Source organism: Flavobacterium sp. FlaQc-48 (assembly GCF_044007335.1).
GTDB lineage: Bacteria > Bacteroidota > Bacteroidia > Flavobacteriales > Flavobacteriaceae > Flavobacterium.
The window spans coordinates 204,760-223,056 of the sequence record NZ_JBIPCR010000003.1 but is presented as its reverse complement, the minus strand read 5'-3'; the positions used below and the strand labels follow the sequence as shown (position 1 = coordinate 223,056).

14 protein-coding genes are annotated in these 18,297 nt (G+C 31.5%); 10 read left to right on the top strand and 4 right to left on the bottom strand.

The features are described 5' to 3' along the window. Position 1: 1 nt before the first annotated feature. Positions 2 to 1,324, top strand: coding sequence for an agmatine/peptidylarginine deiminase (locus ACHRWY_RS06315; protein WP_395353410.1), 1,323 nt, complete (start codon positions 2 to 4; stop codon positions 1,322 to 1,324). A gap of 89 nt (positions 1,325 to 1,413) precedes the next feature. On the opposite strand, the gene ACHRWY_RS06310 is transcribed toward ACHRWY_RS06315, so the two are convergent. Then, a complete protein-coding gene (locus ACHRWY_RS06310; protein ID WP_395353409.1) occupies positions 1,414 to 1,620 on the bottom strand; it encodes a hypothetical protein in 207 nt (68 codons plus the stop codon). 645 nt (positions 1,621 to 2,265) lie between these two features. Further along, positions 2,266 to 2,586: a thioredoxin gene (gene trxA, locus ACHRWY_RS06305; protein ID WP_262490194.1), complete on the bottom strand. Its 321-nt coding sequence runs from the start codon at positions 2,584 to 2,586 to the stop codon at positions 2,266 to 2,268. 240 nt (positions 2,587 to 2,826) lie between these two features. On the opposite strand from trxA, the gene ACHRWY_RS06300 reads away from it, so the two are divergent. From ACHRWY_RS06300 to ACHRWY_RS06265, 8 genes are all read left to right on the top strand, one after another. After that, on the top strand, positions 2,827 to 5,289 hold the full coding sequence (locus tag ACHRWY_RS06300) for an AsmA-like C-terminal region-containing protein (RefSeq protein ID WP_395353408.1): 2,463 nt from the start codon (positions 2,827 to 2,829) through the stop codon (positions 5,287 to 5,289). 390 nt (positions 5,290 to 5,679) lie between these two features. Then, positions 5,680 to 7,356 (top strand): DNA cytosine methyltransferase, encoded by a 1,677-nt coding sequence (locus ACHRWY_RS06295; RefSeq protein ID WP_395353407.1) that lies wholly within the window; start codon positions 5,680 to 5,682, stop codon positions 7,354 to 7,356. Then, positions 7,349 to 8,140, top strand: coding sequence for a DUF3883 domain-containing protein (locus ACHRWY_RS06290; RefSeq protein WP_395353406.1), 792 nt, complete (start codon positions 7,349 to 7,351; stop codon positions 8,138 to 8,140). Before ACHRWY_RS06295 ends, ACHRWY_RS06290 begins: the two co-directional genes overlap by 8 nt. Before the next feature lie 80 nt (positions 8,141 to 8,220). Next, positions 8,221 to 9,690, top strand: a complete 1,470-nt coding sequence (locus ACHRWY_RS06285; protein WP_395353405.1) for an ATP-binding protein — start codon at positions 8,221 to 8,223, stop codon at positions 9,688 to 9,690. Continuing rightward, positions 9,687 to 12,509, top strand: a complete 2,823-nt coding sequence (locus ACHRWY_RS06280; RefSeq protein ID WP_395353403.1) for a Z1 domain-containing protein — start codon at positions 9,687 to 9,689, stop codon at positions 12,507 to 12,509. Before ACHRWY_RS06285 ends, ACHRWY_RS06280 begins: the two co-directional genes overlap by 4 nt. 2 nt (positions 12,510 to 12,511) lie before the next feature. After that, complete coding sequence (locus ACHRWY_RS06275) at positions 12,512 to 13,483, top strand: PD-(D/E)XK motif protein (protein WP_395353402.1); 972 nt, start codon at positions 12,512 to 12,514, stop codon at positions 13,481 to 13,483. Further along, positions 13,483 to 15,870, top strand: coding sequence for an AIPR family protein (locus tag ACHRWY_RS06270; RefSeq protein WP_395353401.1), 2,388 nt, complete (start codon positions 13,483 to 13,485; stop codon positions 15,868 to 15,870). The genes ACHRWY_RS06275 and ACHRWY_RS06270 overlap by 1 nt, the downstream gene beginning before the upstream one ends. 130 nt (positions 15,871 to 16,000) lie before the next feature. Continuing rightward, on the top strand, positions 16,001 to 16,423 hold the full coding sequence (locus tag ACHRWY_RS06265) for a very short patch repair endonuclease (protein WP_395353399.1): 423 nt from the start codon (positions 16,001 to 16,003) through the stop codon (positions 16,421 to 16,423). Positions 16,424 to 16,459: 36 nt separating this feature from the next. Here ACHRWY_RS06265 and ACHRWY_RS06260 read toward each other — a convergent pair whose 3' ends face one another. Further along, positions 16,460 to 16,693, bottom strand: a complete 234-nt coding sequence (locus tag ACHRWY_RS06260; protein WP_131422190.1) for a hypothetical protein — start codon at positions 16,691 to 16,693, stop codon at positions 16,460 to 16,462. 510 nt (positions 16,694 to 17,203) lie between these two features. On the opposite strand from ACHRWY_RS06260, the gene ACHRWY_RS06255 reads away from it, so the two are divergent. Further along, on the top strand, positions 17,204 to 17,518 hold the full coding sequence (locus tag ACHRWY_RS06255; RefSeq protein WP_395353398.1) for an HPF/RaiA family ribosome-associated protein: 315 nt from the start codon (positions 17,204 to 17,206) through the stop codon (positions 17,516 to 17,518). A gap of 54 nt (positions 17,519 to 17,572) precedes the next feature. Here ACHRWY_RS06255 and ACHRWY_RS06250 read toward each other — a convergent pair whose 3' ends face one another. Continuing rightward, positions 17,573 to 18,229, bottom strand: coding sequence for an oxidoreductase (locus tag ACHRWY_RS06250; protein ID WP_395353397.1), 657 nt, complete (start codon positions 18,227 to 18,229; stop codon positions 17,573 to 17,575). Positions 18,230 to 18,297 lie beyond the last annotated feature (68 nt).

Below are 18,297 nucleotides of genomic sequence, written 5' to 3'. Positions count from 1 at the left end.
CATGAAAAAATATAGTGTCATTATAATGGTATTAATACTCTTTGCTTGTAAGTCAGACAAAGAAAAAATTGCAGCAGAAACTTTCTATATGCCGGCAGAATGGGAGGAACAAGAAGCTGTTTGGTTAGGATGGAGTAAAGCTATAGAAACAGGCTATTACTCTTTGACTCCTACAATTATAAAAACGTTATCATCGCAAGTTTGTGTCAAAATTGCTTTTAACAGCAATAACATGAAAGAAAAAGCAGTGAGATATCTACAATCAAGAGGGATTGATTCCACAATGTACAAATCATATATTATTCCAGGAGAACGTTACTGGATTCGTGACATTGGTGCAACTTTTTTAGTCAATAAAAAAGGTGAATTAGGAGCAGTTGATTTTGAGTGGGATGACATAGGCTTACTTCTTACATTAAAACAGGCAAACAAAAATAATATGGATACTATAAAAAAGTATTATGCAGAAGATTTAAAAGGAATAAAAAGAGGCTCTCTTGTTGACAGCATGATCGCCCAAACAGAACATGCAAAAATGATCAAAACAAAAATAGTACATGAAGGTGGTGCTATTGAAGTTAATGGAAAAGGTACTTTAATATTATGCGAAGCAACTGTTTTACCTAGAAATCCTAACTGGACGAAAAAACAATTAGAGTTGGAATTCAAAAAAACTTTAGGAGTTTCAAATATAATTTGGCTAAAACAAGGTCTGGCTGAAGATCCTTTTGGCTTAAGATTAATAAGTAAAACTTACGCAGGTTATGGTGTTGGCGGCCACACTGATGAGTTTGTGCGTTTCGCAAATTCTAATACAATCCTTCTTGCCTGGGTAGATGAAAAAGAAAAAGATATCAATCCTGTAAATAAAATCAACTACCTAAGAATGAAAGAGAATTACGATATTTTGAAAAATGCTAAGGATCAAGATGGAAAACCTTTTTCAATTATTAAAATTCCTCAGCCTGATATAATAGTAAAAAAAATGATTGTTACAGAAAAAATCAAAAAGACCAAGAGCAATCAAGCTTCTTCAAAAGAAATTTCAGTAACTGATTTTCTTCCCGCTGAAAGGCCGAATATTGGAGATACAATCCGTATTATTCCGTGTACAAGTTATATGAATTATTTTGTTACCAACAATATAGTTCTTGTACCAACCTACATTCCGGCAGGTTCTTCCAGAATAAAAGAAATGAATGTCAAAAAGATTTTAAAAAAACAGTTCCCTAATAGAAAAATTATTTTTTTAAACGCAATTTCTGAAAATTGGGATGGAGGAGGTATACATTGTATAACACAACAACAACCAAAATTAAACTAAAAATAATATTTAAACCTTCTAATAAAAGTAGTAATCTTAAGAAAAGGATATCATTTTATAAATAATATCCTTTTCCATAATTTGTGAATTTACATTTGACCTCCTCCTCCTGTAGCTTCTTTTTTACGCTTAGGAATTGCTTCATCTTCAGCAGAAGCATTAACATTTTTAATCTCTTCTTTCTTTAACGTAGGCGTCTTTGCTACAGGTGCATTTTGAGCATCCTCACCTTCAGTACATGATAGTACCAAAGAAGTTAAGGCTAAAAATACAATTGATTTTGTAATGATCTTCATAATTAATTGGTTTTAAGATTAATAGCCATAAACATACGTTTTTTTTATAAAACTAAAACAATAAAAAGGAAGAATTATCTCCACAAAATTACCTCTGTTATACATTTGAAAAACCAAAATAAAATTCCTTACCGGATCCAATAAAAAAGGCCTGACTTTCGCCAAACCTATTGTTTGTGCCAATATATTTAAACACATAGAGACACAGCTTTACATTCCGAAAAAAAAGAATACAAAAAAGAAACACATTTCTTTCACATAGCTATGTGTGTTCAAACAAATGAAATGCCTTTTTTATTAAGCCAGAAAAGCTATGTCCCTATGTGTTTAAAATATACTCAATCCAATTTCATTCCAATAAAAAAGGCCTGACTTTCGCCAAAACTTCTTTAGCTATCTGGTTTATTGTTGTTGCCAATTCATTTAAACACATAGAGACATAGCTTTACATTCCGAAAAAAGAATACAAAAAAGAAACACGTTTCTCTCACATAGCTATGTGTGTTCAAACAAATGAAATGCCTTTTTTATTAAGCCAGAAAAGCTATGTTCCTATGTGTTTAAAATATGCTCAATTCAATTTTATTCCAATAAAAAAGGCTTGACTTTCGCCAAACCTCTTTTATATAAATCATAATCTTACGATTACAACAAAGCGTCTAAACTATCTGCGTAGGTTTGTTTCGGAGCAACTCCTACTTGTTTTCCTACTACTTCACCGTTATGAAAAACCAAAACGGTAGGTATGTTACGCACACCATATTTTGCAGCGAATTCCTGGTTAGCATCTACATCGACTTTACCAACAACTACTTTACCTGCGTATTCTTCGCTGATTTGGTCAATGATTGGACCAACCATTCTACAAGGACCGCACCATGCTGCCCAAAAATCTACCATTACTGGTTTATCTGATTTCAAAACTACTTCATCAAAAGTAGCATCTGTTATTGCTAATGCCATAATTTCTTTTCTTTTAAAATTATTGTCTGAATTGTTTCGTTTCAAACTAGAGTACAAATTTAAAAATTAAATACTAATCATACACCATTCTTAAATTAGTTTTAATTATAAATGCATTGTCATTTATTATACGATTCCCATGTTTTTAAAAAATAAGTTATAACTTACACATATTGAGAGCCATCTTTTTAAAATAACATCATTTTTTTAGCTTATCTTTAGTAATCAAGAAAATTCTTCGAGATGTCAGCAACTTTACTTCATATAAAAAACTTCTTTCAGTCGGTTCAATTTAAAAAATATGCCAAACGTTTTGGCTTTTTTGTTTTAGGACTAATCGGGCTGTTATTAATTGCTTGCGGCGGATTATCGATTTATTTCAATCAAAATAAAACCGAAATCATCGCCAGGATCAATTCCAAAATCAACGAAAATATTAACGGACAGTTTCATATTGGCGATTTCCATTATAAGTTTCTAACCGGTTTCCCTAATTTTACTTTGGCCTTAAAAGATGTCGAACTCAAAGACAACCAATGGGCAAAGCACCAACATACTTTACTAAAAGCTACCGAAGTCGAAGCACGTTTGAATGTTTGGAGTTTACTCCAAAACGAAATCAACATTCATAAAATCCTCATCAACGACGCCAATATCTATGTTTATAAAGCCGAAAACGGTTATTCGAACGCCGATATTTTTAAACCAAAAAAGAAAAAATCGCCCGAAAATAAATCCGACAGAGAAACGACCGTTGACCAAATCGACCTCAACAATGTTCATTTTATTCTGGACAATCGCCTTGGGCATAAATTGTTTGATTTTGATGTGGCGAGTTTAAAAACCAAAGTAGATTATGACGGAAGCGACTGGCAAACCGATGTTTTTCTGGATACGCAAATAAAAAGTTTAGCGTTTAATACCGTACACGGAAGTTTTGCCAAAGAAAAAGAACTGAAAGGAACTTTTAATGTTTCGTATTCTGCCGAAAAAGAAAAAATTGATGTCGTAACCCGCAATCTAAAAATAGGAACAGACTCTTTTGACATTACCGCTTTTTTTAATCTTGCGAAAGGAAAGGCCCTTTTCGGAATCAATATTGGGACATCTATTTTATGGCAAAATGCATCAAACGTACTGTCTGCCAATATCAGTTCGAAATTAAACCGATTCAATTTAAATAAACCCATCGATGTCAATTGCGACATAAAAGGCGATTTTAATGCCGAAGGAGACCCCAGAATTGTCGTTCAGGCGATCATAAAAGACAACGAATTGAGTATTCCCGACGGACTAATCAAAAAATGTAATTTTAAAGGGATTTTTACCAATAATTTCAAACCAAAAGACGGTTATAACGATGCCAACTCGGCCATTATATTAACGCGATTTACCGGCGAATACGAGAATATTCCGCTTACCATTCCGCAATTGGCCATTAATAACCTCGAAAAACCAGTCGCCACCGGAAACGTAAGTTCAGATTTTGATGTCGAAAGACTCAACGAAATTAGCAACGACAAATGGATTCAGTTTACGGCCGGTCACGCAAAAGCCAACCTGAAATTTCAGTTTGATATAGTCGATTTGTACATCACCAAACCGCGTTTTATTGGTAAAGTCGATGTCGATGATGCCTCATTTCATTATATCCCAAAGAATGTTCATGCCGTAAAAACCAACATACATCTTGATTTTACCGAGAAAGCGTTACTCATCAAACAAATTGCTTACAAACACAATAAGAATACAATTTTCATCGAAGGAAAAATTGATAATTTCCTGAACCTCTATTATGATGCGCCTGAAAAAATGATCGTAAACTGGAAAATCTATTGCCCCAATATTGATATAAAACAGTTTTTGGGCGTTTTAGCTACTTCTCAAAAAACGAAAGCCACAGCAAAAAATACCAAAAGAACCACCATTTCAAACCAAATACGAACTGCAATCGACAAATGTTCTGTAGTCATCGACATCAAAGCCGATAAAATCAATTATAACAAGTTAACGGCGACCAATACCACCGCAACCGTACAAATGATCGATTCGAGATTGGTCATAAAAAACGGTTCGCTGCAAACTTCCGGCGGAAGCATCACGTTTAACAGCGAAGTAAAACCAAGCGGAAAAAACTTTGCCTTTAGCTCCAACGCGCAGGTAAACCGGGTTGATATTGCGAGTTTCTTAAAGTCGTTCAACAACTTTGGCGTTACCTCATTTCATCCCGGCAACATCAAAGGCAGATTGAGCAGTAAGGCCAATGTAACCGGATTCATCAACAGCAATGGTGCGCTGATCACCAATTCTATGCATGGCAATCTAACGTTCAACGTCAATCAGGGCGCTTTGTTAAACTTTGAGCCTATCGTAAAAATTGGCAAGTTTGCTTTTCCGTTCCGCGATGTCGAGAATATCACGTTTAGCGATTTGTCCGGTAATCTCAAATTGCGCGGAGAGCAAATCGATGTTAATAATTTCACCATTAGTTCCAGCGTCTTAAACCTCGATGCCGAAGGTATTTATTCCTTTGGCCGAGGCACCAATCTCGCCCTCACCATCCCACTCCGAAACTCCAAAAACGACATCAAACTCGCCACCAAAGCCGAACGCGATGCCGTGCGCGACCGCGGAATTGTCCTGCATTTAATTGCACTGGACGACAAAGGAAAAATGAAAATTAAATGGGGGAAGAAGGGGAAGTAGTTTATTGCATATCCTAAAAACACGTATATATACTCTAATATACCCCTTTATTTATTGGTATACTTGCTAAATATTTTTTTCATTATATTACGGTTTTCCATAATAAATCTAATTATTTAATAAGGTATATTTGTTTTTAAATAATAGTTTCATTTTAGCTAACGCTATACAATAAAAGCAACTCTATTTATGAATATTTGACTATTATTTATAGTCTAAAATAAGTTTTTTTATAAAATTCTGAGGGCAAAACAGAAGCGATTTACTAATAATTATAGAAGCTTGCAAAAGCATTCAAAGTAAAAATTCAAACAATTATTAATTATGGAGAAAAAGGAAAGTATTTGTCCTTATTTAAACCAAAATTAATTTATAAATTAAGTAATCCAAATGGATGAAATACCAATTATAGATATCTTCGCAGGTCCAGGAGGTTTAGCAGAAGGTTTTTCATCTTTAACGAATGACAACGGAAATCGAATTTTCAAAATTTCCTTATCAATTGAAAAAGACGAACACGCTCACAAAACACTTAAACTACGAAGTTTTTACCGACAATTCCCAATTGGGCAAATACCTGGCGATTATTACAATTTCGTTAAAGGAGAGATCACAATAGATCAACTTTACAATAATCATCCGATCGAAGCAGATCAGGCAGATGAAGAAGCTTGGTGTGGAACACTGGGAGCACCAGATAAAAATGATTTAAATGGTGTAAGTGATGATGAAGTTGATGAAAGAATTGAACGAGCATTAAATGGAAACCAAAACTGGGTACTAATAGGTGGCCCGCCTTGCCAGGCTTATTCATTAGTTGGACGTGCCAGACGTCAGGAAATAATTCTTAACGAAGAAACGGATAAAAGAGTTGGTCTTTATAAAGAATACCTAAGGATACTTGCAAGACATAATCCTGCAGTTTTTGTTATGGAAAACGTTAAAGGTATATTATCCGCGGAAACAGAAAAAACTAATGTTTTCAATAAAATATTGAGTGATTTAAAAAATCCACTCGATGCTTGTATCTCTGAAGGAACATTTATTGATAATGAACAAAAAGTTCAATATCGCATTTATTCATTAACTGTTGCACCAAGAGGTTTTGATAACAATGGAAATCCAATATTTGAACCAAGAGATTACATAATTAAAGCAGAAGATTATGGCATACCTCAAAAAAGACATCGAGTTATTTTATTAGGTATTAGAGAAGATGTAAATGGCCCAATTAACATACTTCAAAACAAAAATCAGGTAACACTAGAATCCATTATAGAAAAGTTACCAATACTTAGAAGTGGCGTTACCAGAACATTCACTCACAGTGGAACTGTGTATGATAAAGATGGAAAAATAAAAAAGAAGCGTTTTTACGAAAAATTAGAAGATTCACCAAAAAACTGGCAAGATCATATTGCAGAATTTAACAGAGTTATAGACGAAATTATTCCTCAGGATAATAGTGTAGTTAAAAAACAACTCCCAACAAATCTTGGTGCGTCTTTCATTAAAACTTCGAAAAATAATATAGATGAAACACATCCATTATTTTCATGGTACAATGATAATCGCTTAGGAGGTGTTCTTCATCATATGTCAAGAAAACATCTACTACAAGATTTAAAAAGATATTTATTTGCTGCACGATACACTAAATTAAATAAAAATTTTCCTCGATTAGAAGACTACAAGCAAGCGGGAAGTGATCTACTACCAGATCATGAAAACGTAGAATCAGGAAAATTCACAGACAGATTTAGAGTACAATTGCCAAATATTCCAGCAACAACTGTTACTAGCCATATTTCAAAAGATGGTCATTACTTTATTCATTATGATCCTTTTCAATGTAGGAGTTTAACAGTAAGAGAAGCAGCGAGAATTCAAACATTTCCAGATAATTATTATTTCTGCGGAGAACGTACTAACCAATTTCATCAGGTTGGAAATGCGGTACCACCATATCTAGCATATCAAATTGCAGAAATAGTTCACAATGTCTTGAATCCGACACTTTTTGAAAATGAAATTTTACCTAACGAATTAGAAAGAATAAATGGATAGAGATAGAAAGTTAGCCCATATTGTGGCATATTATTTATCAAGATTCGATAAAGAAGCGGTTGAAAATCTTGGTTACAAATCCGATAAAGAAGCTTGGAATAAAGTTGGTGAAGCATTAAATGTAAAACCTAATTATATAAAGTTTAGACGTGATGAATTTGATGTTGTTCATCCATTTAGATTAGGATGGCATAAAAGACCAATGACATTAAGCATTATAAGAACCTTAGATGCATATGAGAGTTTTGATGAAATAACTTTAAGAGGCTTAATTCAGGATATAATCAATAATGCGCACAATCCTAATTTTGATGTAGAAATGCAAGTATTATCAAGCGTACTTCCGTCAGATAGTGAAAAGAAAAAGAGAAAGATTGGAGCCTACACAACAAGAGGAATTACAGGAAAAAAAGCAGAAAAAGAATTTGTCTGGCAATTGACTACACAAAAAATAAAATTCCCCGAAGAAGTAGAAATAAAAAATGTTACAGATGAAGGATGCGGATACGATTTCAAATTAATTGGAAAGAAAACCAATTATTATGTAGAAGTAAAAGGAATGTCTTCCGTTAGTGGTGGAATTTTATTTACTAATAAAGAATGGGAAACAGCACGTAAAAAGGGTGATAAATATTATGTAGCTATAGTAAGTAATATTGAAAATGAACCAAAGATCCGTTTAATTAAAAATCCTGCTGTAAGTATAAACCCAAAACGAAATATCTATTCAATTGTTCAGGTAAATTGGAGTATTACTGAAAAAGAGCTTAATAATATAGAATAGACCCCATAAAGTATAAACATGTCTGAACTATTATCTCATACAGTAAACACTTAAAGTCATTCTAATGCATTAAAATTAAAATGGATAAATACAAAGCTGAAATCGCAAAACCAAACCCAAAATCAACGATAAACTCATATCGCAGTTTTGGCTATAACCTTTCCACCGCAATAGCAGACATCATTGATAATAGTATTTCCGCAAACGCAGATAATATTGAAATTGATTTTCTTTGGAAAGGTAAAGATTCCGTTATTTCTATTCTTGATAATGGAAAAGGAATGAATTTAGAGGAGCTAATTATTGCTATGACTCCGGGAAGTAAAGATCCTGAAGATACGAGGGATGAAAAAGACTTGGGCAGGTTTGGTATGGGATTAAAAACAGCTTCATTTTCGCAATGTAAAAGACTTACAGTTATTACAAAGAAACAAGGTTTTAATACACTTAAACGTTGTTGGGATATTGATTTTATTAATAATGAAGAGGAATGGGTTTTATTAGATTATGTTTCAGATGAATCTTATTTAGATAAGATTGATAAGCTAAAAAGCGGAACTTTTATTGTTTGGGAATTGTTAGACAGAATCGTAGCCAATTCTAAAGCTGAAAATGAGGCTGTTAAAAATGCATTCTATCATGAAATGAGCACTGTAAATGAGCATTTAGGTTTAGTTTTTCATCGTTTTATTGAAAGTAAAAAAATCAAAATTTTCACAAATACCTATGAAATTGAACCGTGGAATCCTTTTCTTTTAAACCTTACTCCAAAGCCTGAAATGGGGCAATTAGAAGTGTTAATAAATAATGTTGAAGTAACATATTTTATTCTGCCACATATGTCAAAAATCAGCAATGGAGATTATGAAAAATCAGGAGGGCCTTTAGGATGGCATCAACAACAAGGTTTTTATATATATCGAGGAGATAGATTACTTGTATCTGGTGACTGGTTAGGAATTGAAAAAAAAAGAGAATATTCAAAATTAGCCAGAATTGCTATTAATTTTCCCAACGCAAATGATTTTGATTGGAATCTTGATATAAAAAAATCGACTGCAACACCACCTATTGAAATAAGAAAGGAATTAGCCAGAATTGCAAAAATGGCTGTTATGAAGTCGGCAAAAATATACAATTGGAGAGGGCAAAAAACGGTATCTTCAGATTATAATAGTCGATCTTTTGAGAGTTTGTGGAAAGACGAAACAAACAGAGAAAGTATAAAAAAATATAAAATAAATAAGAAACACCCAATAATAAAACAATTGCTTGATTCTGAAAAAGAAAATAAACTTTTTTCAAAAGCTTTAAAACTTATTGAGGAAAACATTCCATTGGAATTAATTTTATATAATCAAAATGAGAATCCATCTTTTCATGAGTTAGAAATCATTCCTGAAATTCCTAGCGATGATTTAATCCAGTTAGCAGTCGAGTTATATAAAATTTATATACTTCAAGGGATACCTGAACATTTGGCTAAACAGCAAATAATGAATTCAACACCATTTAATCTATTTCCATTAATAAATGATTATTTAATATGAACGATATAAAAAGCTCGGCTAGATTAATAGCACATACACTTTTATCACATGCAAAACAAAATGATGAAATTACTGATGAAATAATTTTGAGCATTATTGATAGAGTTGAATCAACAATGGCATCTGTTGGTCAAGTAATTGACAAAAGAGAATTATTTGAAGTATTAGTAGCAGATTTCAGTATCGGTAAAGGTTCAATTACTGAAATGAATGGAGACATTACACCTTGGCTTTATTCCAGAAAGGATGAAATTAATTGGGAATTGTGGAATAGATATAAATCATACATGCACGAAAAAGATCCTTCTTTTCCTATTAATGATTTAGATGATTTTACAGATAAAATATTAGATAAATGTTATAATCCTAAAGAATCAGGCTCTTGGGACAGGAGAGGTATGGTTGTAGGTCATGTACAATCAGGTAAGACATCAAATTATGTTGGTTTAATCAATAAAGCAACTGATGCTGGATATAAAGTTATAATAGTTATTGCAGGTACAATAAGCTCATTGAGAAGACAAACTCAAGAACGAATTGACGAGGGTTATATTGGAAAAAGTAGTTCTGCATATATTAATAATTATGGAGAAAATAAAATAATTGGAGTTGGTAAATATAAAGTTGATACAGATATATACTCATTAACATCGTCTTTTTACAGAACAGGGGACGAAGGAGATTTTAATCAAGGGATTGCAAATAGATTAAATATCCCAATCGGAAAAAATCCAGTTGTATTTGTAATTAAAAAGAATAAAAGTATTCTTGAAAATTTGATTGATTGGTTTTCAAAAGATTCTAATATTAGAGTTGTAAATGGTCAACCTAAATTATTTGATGTTCCCGTGTTGATAATAGATGATGAGGCTGATGCTGCGTCCGTTAATGCAACTAAAGACATAAATGACATCAAAACCATCAATAAGTTAATAAGAACATTATTAAATGTTTTTGATCAAAATACATTTGTTGGATATACTGCAACACCTTATGCAAACTTATTTATCCCACAAGATTTCAATGATGAATTAACCACAGTGGTAAAGGGTAAAACATACTTTATTGGTGAAGATTTATTTCCTAAAGATTTTATTATAAATATAATAGCACCAAAAAATTATATTGGAGCAGCTAAAATATTTGGTCTAGAGAATCCAATAACAGGAGAAAGTCACGAACCATTAAATGTGTTTAGAGTTATTGATGATTATGACCCACCATTTTTTAGGACAATAAATAGAAATAATAAAGAAGATTTACCTGAATATTTACCTCAAAGTCTTGAATTAGCTCTAAAATCATTTATTCTAACTTGTGCTATTAGAAGATTAAGGGGGCATGAGAAAAAACATAATTCGATGTTAGTTCATGTTGCCCTTTATGTTAAATGGATTGACAGAGTATCATACTTAGTTAATGATAGAATGAAAGATTTTAAAAATTACATAAATGCTAACGATACTAAATTTTTAAAGGAATTAGAAGAATTATTCATTAATGATTTTTTATCTACAACCGAAAATGTAATTGAAAATATAGATTATAAAGACAGTAGAATTGAACTACATGATTGGGAAAGTGTAAAAGCAGAATTAAAGAAAGCAACTTCAAAAATTGATGTTCGTGCAGTTCATGGAACTCGTTCAACAACAAATTTAGAATATCATAATATCGATGAGATTGATTACTCTAGGTATGAAGAGGGTTTGTCTATAATAGCAGTTGGTGGCGGTAGATTGGCCAGAGGAATAACTTTAGAAGGTTTATCAACTAGTTATTATTTAAGAACAACAAGAATGTATGATTCTTTGATGCAAATGGGAAGGTGGTTTGGTTATAGACCAGGTTATGTTGATTTATGTAGATTATACACAACAGAAACCATTTATGAATGGTTTAACCATATCACTATGGCTACTGAAGAAATGAGATATGATTTTGATGAAATGACTACTCGTAATTTAAAACCAAAAGATTTTACATTAAAAGTTAGAAATCATCATGGATTATTAGCAATTACAAGTGTTGCTAAACTTTTTTGGGCAAAAGATATTAAGATTTCATTTTCTGGTCAAAATCCACAAACTTATTTGTTATTTAAAGACCAAAAATCAATTCAAAATAATTTTAATAACCTTAAAAATTTATTTGAAAGATTAGGCTTTCCAACTAATGAAAACATAATAACAATTAGAAATAAAACCAAATATCTTTTATATAGAAATGTTCAAATTGAACCATTAATTGATTTTATTGAAAATTACAAAATAGATATTCCTTTGATAAATAATCATGTAATTTCAAATTATATAACTCTTCAAAAAGAACAGAATAACATTAGAGAATGGAATATATGTATTGTTTCTAATACTAATGAACAGGTTTTATTATATGAAAAAGGAGCTGACAGAAGAAGTGATAAAAGAAAAGAATTTGAACCACAAAAATATAAATTGGCTTCAGGTGGTCATGAAATAGAATTAATATGTAGTGTTAGAAATCAGACTGAACCAAATGATTTATATAAAATAACTAAAAATCAAATAGATGATGTTGTAGATCGTCAAGTGGATTTATCTGAAAATGGTGCTGGCAGTATAAAAGAGAGAAGAGCAAATGAAAGTAAAGGTTTGCTTTTAATTTACGCACTAGATGAAAGAGGTACTACAAATGTTGAAAATGGAATTCCAATAGTTGGATATAGTTTACATTTCCCTAAAATTGAAAATGAAGTTCAAGTTTCTTATTCTGCAACTATAAAAGAAGAATTAGATTTAGAGCCAATGGAAGATGATGATAATTATGATAACGAATAATTATGATAAGTATTAAATCTATTTGGGAAAGTCACGTTCCTACTGATGAAATTATTATAAAAACGCAACTTGAACATGTTAAACCGTTCAAATGTTTTGCAGCAACAAATCATATAACGGGTAATCACTTATACATATTTGAAACATCTAAAAATGCTAAATTTCCTGAATTTAAAAACTTTAAGTTCAAGGGTTTATTCATTGAAATATTTGAATTTGAAAATGCAAAAGAATTACATATTTACCTTTTAGACAATCATTTGAAAGATATTTTCAGTTTGTTTATTGAAAATATTGTTGAAGAAATTTCAAAAAGTGTTATTGAAAATGAAGCTTTAATTGAAACTTCTAATGTAGTTCTAAAATGGAAGAGATTATTTGATAAAATAAATTTTCAAGGGTTAACAGTTGAACGACAAAAAGGATTAATGGGAGAACTTTTAGTATTCAATTCTTTGTTGGATGAAGAATATACTATTGATGCTTTATTAGAAAGTTGGACTGGTCCAGATTATAATGATAAAGATTTCCATTTTGGTTCATTTGGGATCGAGGTAAAGTTAACTTCTTCAAAGGTTCCCAAAGTTAAAATATCAAGTGAAAGACAATTAGATAGTAAAAATTTAACTAAACTATATTTAATATTATATGTAGTTGAAGAAGTTAAGGACAAAGGGGTTTCATTAAATTCTATTATTGAGCAAGTCAGAACAAAAATTAATATTAATCAGAATGCATTAAAGATTTTCAATGAAAGACTTTTATTAGTAGGTTATTTTGATGAAGATTTTGAAAATTACAAGCGTCAGTATGCCTTTAGAAAAAGAAATTTTTATGAAGTTACTTGTGATTTCCCAAGATTGATAGCTTCAGATTTACCTATTGGTTTATTTGACACAAAATACAACATAGAGTTATCAGCAATAGAACAGTTTTTAGTAGATAACGAATCAATACTTGAGTTAATAAAATAATGGAGAGAGGTTTAAAAAATTACATTGAGTCTGTTAAGTCTGATGTCGCTGCATTAGTCTATTCTGACGGTGAAGGAGCAAGTTTCGAAGATAAATTTACAGAACATTGTATTGAAATCTTAGATCATATTGGTAAGTCAGAAGGTGCAAGAGTATTATCTTATATTAATCCAGATTCTCAAGGTCGAATTGACTGGAAAATAAATGGATATTGTCTGAAAGATGAATTTAAAGATGATTCTAATAAGGTTCATTTTGAAACCCTAGATTTATTTATTACTTTTTATAATCAAACATCCTACGATTTTAACATAGCAAAAGATGACTTTAATAAAAGTATAAATCAAATCAAAAAGTTTTTAAATGCAGCTCTCAAAGGACACATTAATTATGTGGATCCTGCTCAGACAGAACTGAATCAACTTTTAAAAATTATCATTAAACAAAAATCAAATTTTGATAGAATGAATATCTTTTTCTTTATTAATGGCAATTCAAATCATGATATGGAAAAAGTTACAATAAAAGGATTTGAAGATTTAGACATTTTTGTCCATGTATGGGATATTCCAAGATTTTATAAATTAAGTGAATCATCAAGTAACAGAGAACCAATTGAAATTGATTTTAAAAACTTGATTTCAGATAATAATATTGGCATTCAATGTCTGAAAATGCCAAACCTAAACGAATTATATGAGTGTTATTTAGCAATATTACCAGGAGAAGTTCTTTCAAAACTTTATAAAGAATATTCAAACGAATTACTTGAAAGTAATGTTAGAGCATTTTTAGGACAAACAGGAAAGTTTAACAAAGGTATCAGAGATACCATTAGAGAAAAACCTCAAATGTTCTTGCCATATAATAACGGAATTACGGCAACAGCCGAAAATGTGGAAACAACAGTTAACGACAATCAACTGTACTTAACAAAACTACTAGACTTTCAAATTGTTAATGGAGGTCAGACTACAGCATCATTATTCCATACTCAAAAGAAATTTAAAGATGTAGATTTGAGTAATGTGTTTGTCCAAATGAAACTAACCGTTATCAAAGATGTAGAACAGAAAAATATTGAGGTTCCAAACATCGCTCGTTATGCAAATAGCCAAAACAAAGTATCTGAATTGGATTTGTCTTCAAACAATCCTTATTTTGTTCAAATTGAATCTTTGTCAAGAAAAAAATATGTTGTTGATCCAGAGAATAGAAATTTATCCACTCTATGGTATTTCGAACGTGTGAATGGTCAATATAAAGAATCTTTAAATAAATTGACAACTCCTCCCCAACAAAGAAAATTTAAAGAACAGCATCCTACAAATCAAAAATTTGTTAAATCTGACGTTGCAAAATTTATCAATATTTGGGAATTAGAGCCTCATTATGTTTCGCAGGGGGCCCAGAAAAATTTTATTCATTATACTAAAAAAATAAATGAATTAGTTAAAAAGAATAAATTACCTGGTGAAAATTTTTATAAAAAGTTAATTGCAAATGCCATACTTTTTAAAACTGTAGACAAACTGTTTGGTAGAAAAAATATTGATGCAATTGGAGATACCAATTTAAAATCATTTACGGTTGCTTATACACTTTCTTATTTTTATTACCTAACCGATAATAGATTAGATTTATGGAAAATCTATGATGAGCAACGTGTTGATACCAGAATTATTAGTGAATTACAAAAACTGATTGTTATTGTTTACAATCACTTGGTTAAATCTTCAAATAACTCTTTAATATCGGAGTACGCAAAACGCGAATCTAGTTGGAAACTGTTAAAGGAAGAAAACTATAATATCAATGTAGAAAAATATTCAGAGTTCTTTATAAGTACCGACTTGGTTTTATCAAGGGAAGTTGAAACAGAAGAGTTAGACAATAAATCCGAAAACAATCTTATGAACATTACCAAAATATTAGGCTTTGGTAATAAATTTTGGGACGGAATATCAAAATACGCTTTGAATATTGACGAGCTCAAAGGAATATCTACTGATATTTGGGAAATTGCGAATAAAATCAAAAGATCAAAAAACCTCAATAGTAGAGATATAAGCATCGGAAACAAATGTTTGACATATATCGATGAGAACAATATCAGTCCTGATGATATAAGATCTTTATCAAATGAAGCAGAAATAGAAGTTATTGATGTAAAAGCAGTCTATGATAGATTAAAACTTATTTCTAAAGCTGATTGGACAAAAATATTTGATTTGGGAGAACAAACTCAAATATTTGATAATCTTGAATTTTTAAATCTAAAATCAGTGTACAAATCAATTTCAAAAAACGAAAGTATAAAGGAAGTCAATGTTGTCAAAGCCTTAAATTCAATTAAAAAATTATCTAAATTTGGTTTAAAATATTAAAGGATAACTTACTCCTTGTCTTTTGGATAATGCGATAAAAAAGTGTATTGAAGATTTGAACTAATTATAATTGTATTACAGTTTTGATAAATTTATAATAAATACATAGTGGTCTTTAAATATAATTTACATGGATGTCCATAATCCAGAACAACGCTCCAAAAACATGCGTGCCATTAAAAGCACTGCAACAAAATCCGAAGTAAGTTTGGCAAAAGCATTATGGAATCTTGGCTACAGATATCGTAAAAACAACAAAACAGTTTTCGGCAAACCGGATTTCACTTTCAAACAATTAAAAATTGCCATTTTCGTAGATTCAGAATTCTTTCACGGAAAAGATTGGGAAACCCGAAAAAAACCACAAACCAATCCTGAATTCTGGATCAAAAAAATCGAACGAAATATGCAACGAGATATAGAAGTCAATGCGTATTTAGAATCTCAAAACTGGAAGATTTTGCGTTTCTGGAGTAACGATATAAAGAAGAATTTGGATTCGTGTATTCTCGAAATTCAAAACGCAATAAACGAAAGAGAAACCACAAAATAAAAAAAGCCACTTCACAGTGGCTTTTCTCATTCTTACTTATTCAGCATCCAGATAAGGATTTAGAATTTCTGCTAATTCATTCAACCAATAAAAACCTTGTTCGAGGTTTGTTTTTTCGGTTTCTAGGGTTTCGCAATCCCGCATTATGCTTAAGGCGAGGATATAATTTAATTTTCTGATGGTTTTAGCCATTAGTTCAGGATCAATCGAATTGCTGAAGAAATCGGTTAACCTCAATTCGGTTTCTTTTGAAAGGGTGTTTGTACTCATAATCTCGAATTTTAGGAAATATAAAACCCGTATGGGTTAGCTGTCCTACGCCTTCGAGAACGCGTTGTGGTTGTTTCCAATACCGCCAGCGTACCATACGGGCAAAAAGTTTTGTTGTGTTCATAATCTCGATGTTTAGGACTGCGAAGATACCAAAAAGGCTTATGATTTGTATGTTTTTTCTTTATGAATCTAAAAGATTTTTGAATTTAGTTGGTTGGTGCGTGGGGGCTTCTCCCATCCCGAAGTTTCGGGATCGGGACGCTCAGCCTGACATATCGGATTCGATTAGCCTGACAAAAAATACAACAAAAAAATCTGTTTTTATCCGCGTTTTCACGAAGTGAATCCGTTAAATCCGTGTTAGATAATAACATTTCATAATCGCCAAGCCTAACAGAAAAATGGTCTTTAAATTTTCCAACATTTTTTCATAATGTTTTATTAACTCACTTGGCTTTTCATTCTAAAAAAGATAGCTTTGAGAATAATCATTAAATATAAACCGATATGAAAATTCAAATCAATACCGACAAGAACATCGAAGGACACGAAAGATTAGCAACTTATTTTTCTGAAGAATTAGAAAAAGGTTTAGCTCGTTTTGAAGAAAAAATAACCCGCATTGAAGTACATTTTGGAGATGAAAACGGAGAAAAATTCAGTTTAAACGATAAAAAATGCGTAATTGAAGTTCGTGTAGCCAATTTACAACCCTTAACCGTAACAGACCACTCCGAAACACTTGAAAAAGCGTTTAGCGGTGCTCTTGCCAAAGCAAAAAAATCACTTACTACGACTTTCGAAAAACAGAAATCGTTTTAATTTATATATATCAAATGCAAATGGCATTATCTCTAATCAGGATAATGCCATTTTTTATTTCAGCAAATTGGTCATTTCTTCCCACTGCAATATTTTGACTTTCTCATTCAGCTGGTTTGCGCTATTGACCATTGCTTTGGCGATATCGCTCGCCTCTATTCCTTTGTATTTATTCATTCCTCCCATAAACAAAGGATTGATGAATTTGAATATTCCGATGAATACTTTTTCCAGAGGCCGGCTTTCTTTTCGGTCTCCTAAAATCATCGAAGGTCGAAAGATATAGGTATGATCTAAATTCAAGTTGATAATATCCTGTTCGGTTTCGCCTTTCATCTTCGTATAAAATATCGACGACTTCGCATTTGCCCCAATTGCCGAAACCAGAAAAACTGCTTTTGCTACGTTTTCTTTGGCCAGTTTTGCCGCCAATATCGGATAATCATGATCAATTTGATAGTATAGTTTTTTATCAGGTGTTTTCTTTTGCGTGGTTCCGAGAGCTATAAAAACTTCATCGACTTCAATGCCTTTTACCACTTCGGGCAAGGAATTGAAATCACCAATCAAAGTTTTTAGTTTTGGATGCTTAATGTTTTGATCTTTTCTGACTACGATTATTACTTGTTCGTAATTGGCATTATTCAATAACGTTTCGAGAATATAAGATCCTACTAATCCGCTTGCTCCGTATACAATTGCTTTTTTCATAATAAGGCGATTTGTTTCCTCGAAGTTAGAAAATTAATAGCTAACTTTTTGGATTGAGTTGTTTAAAC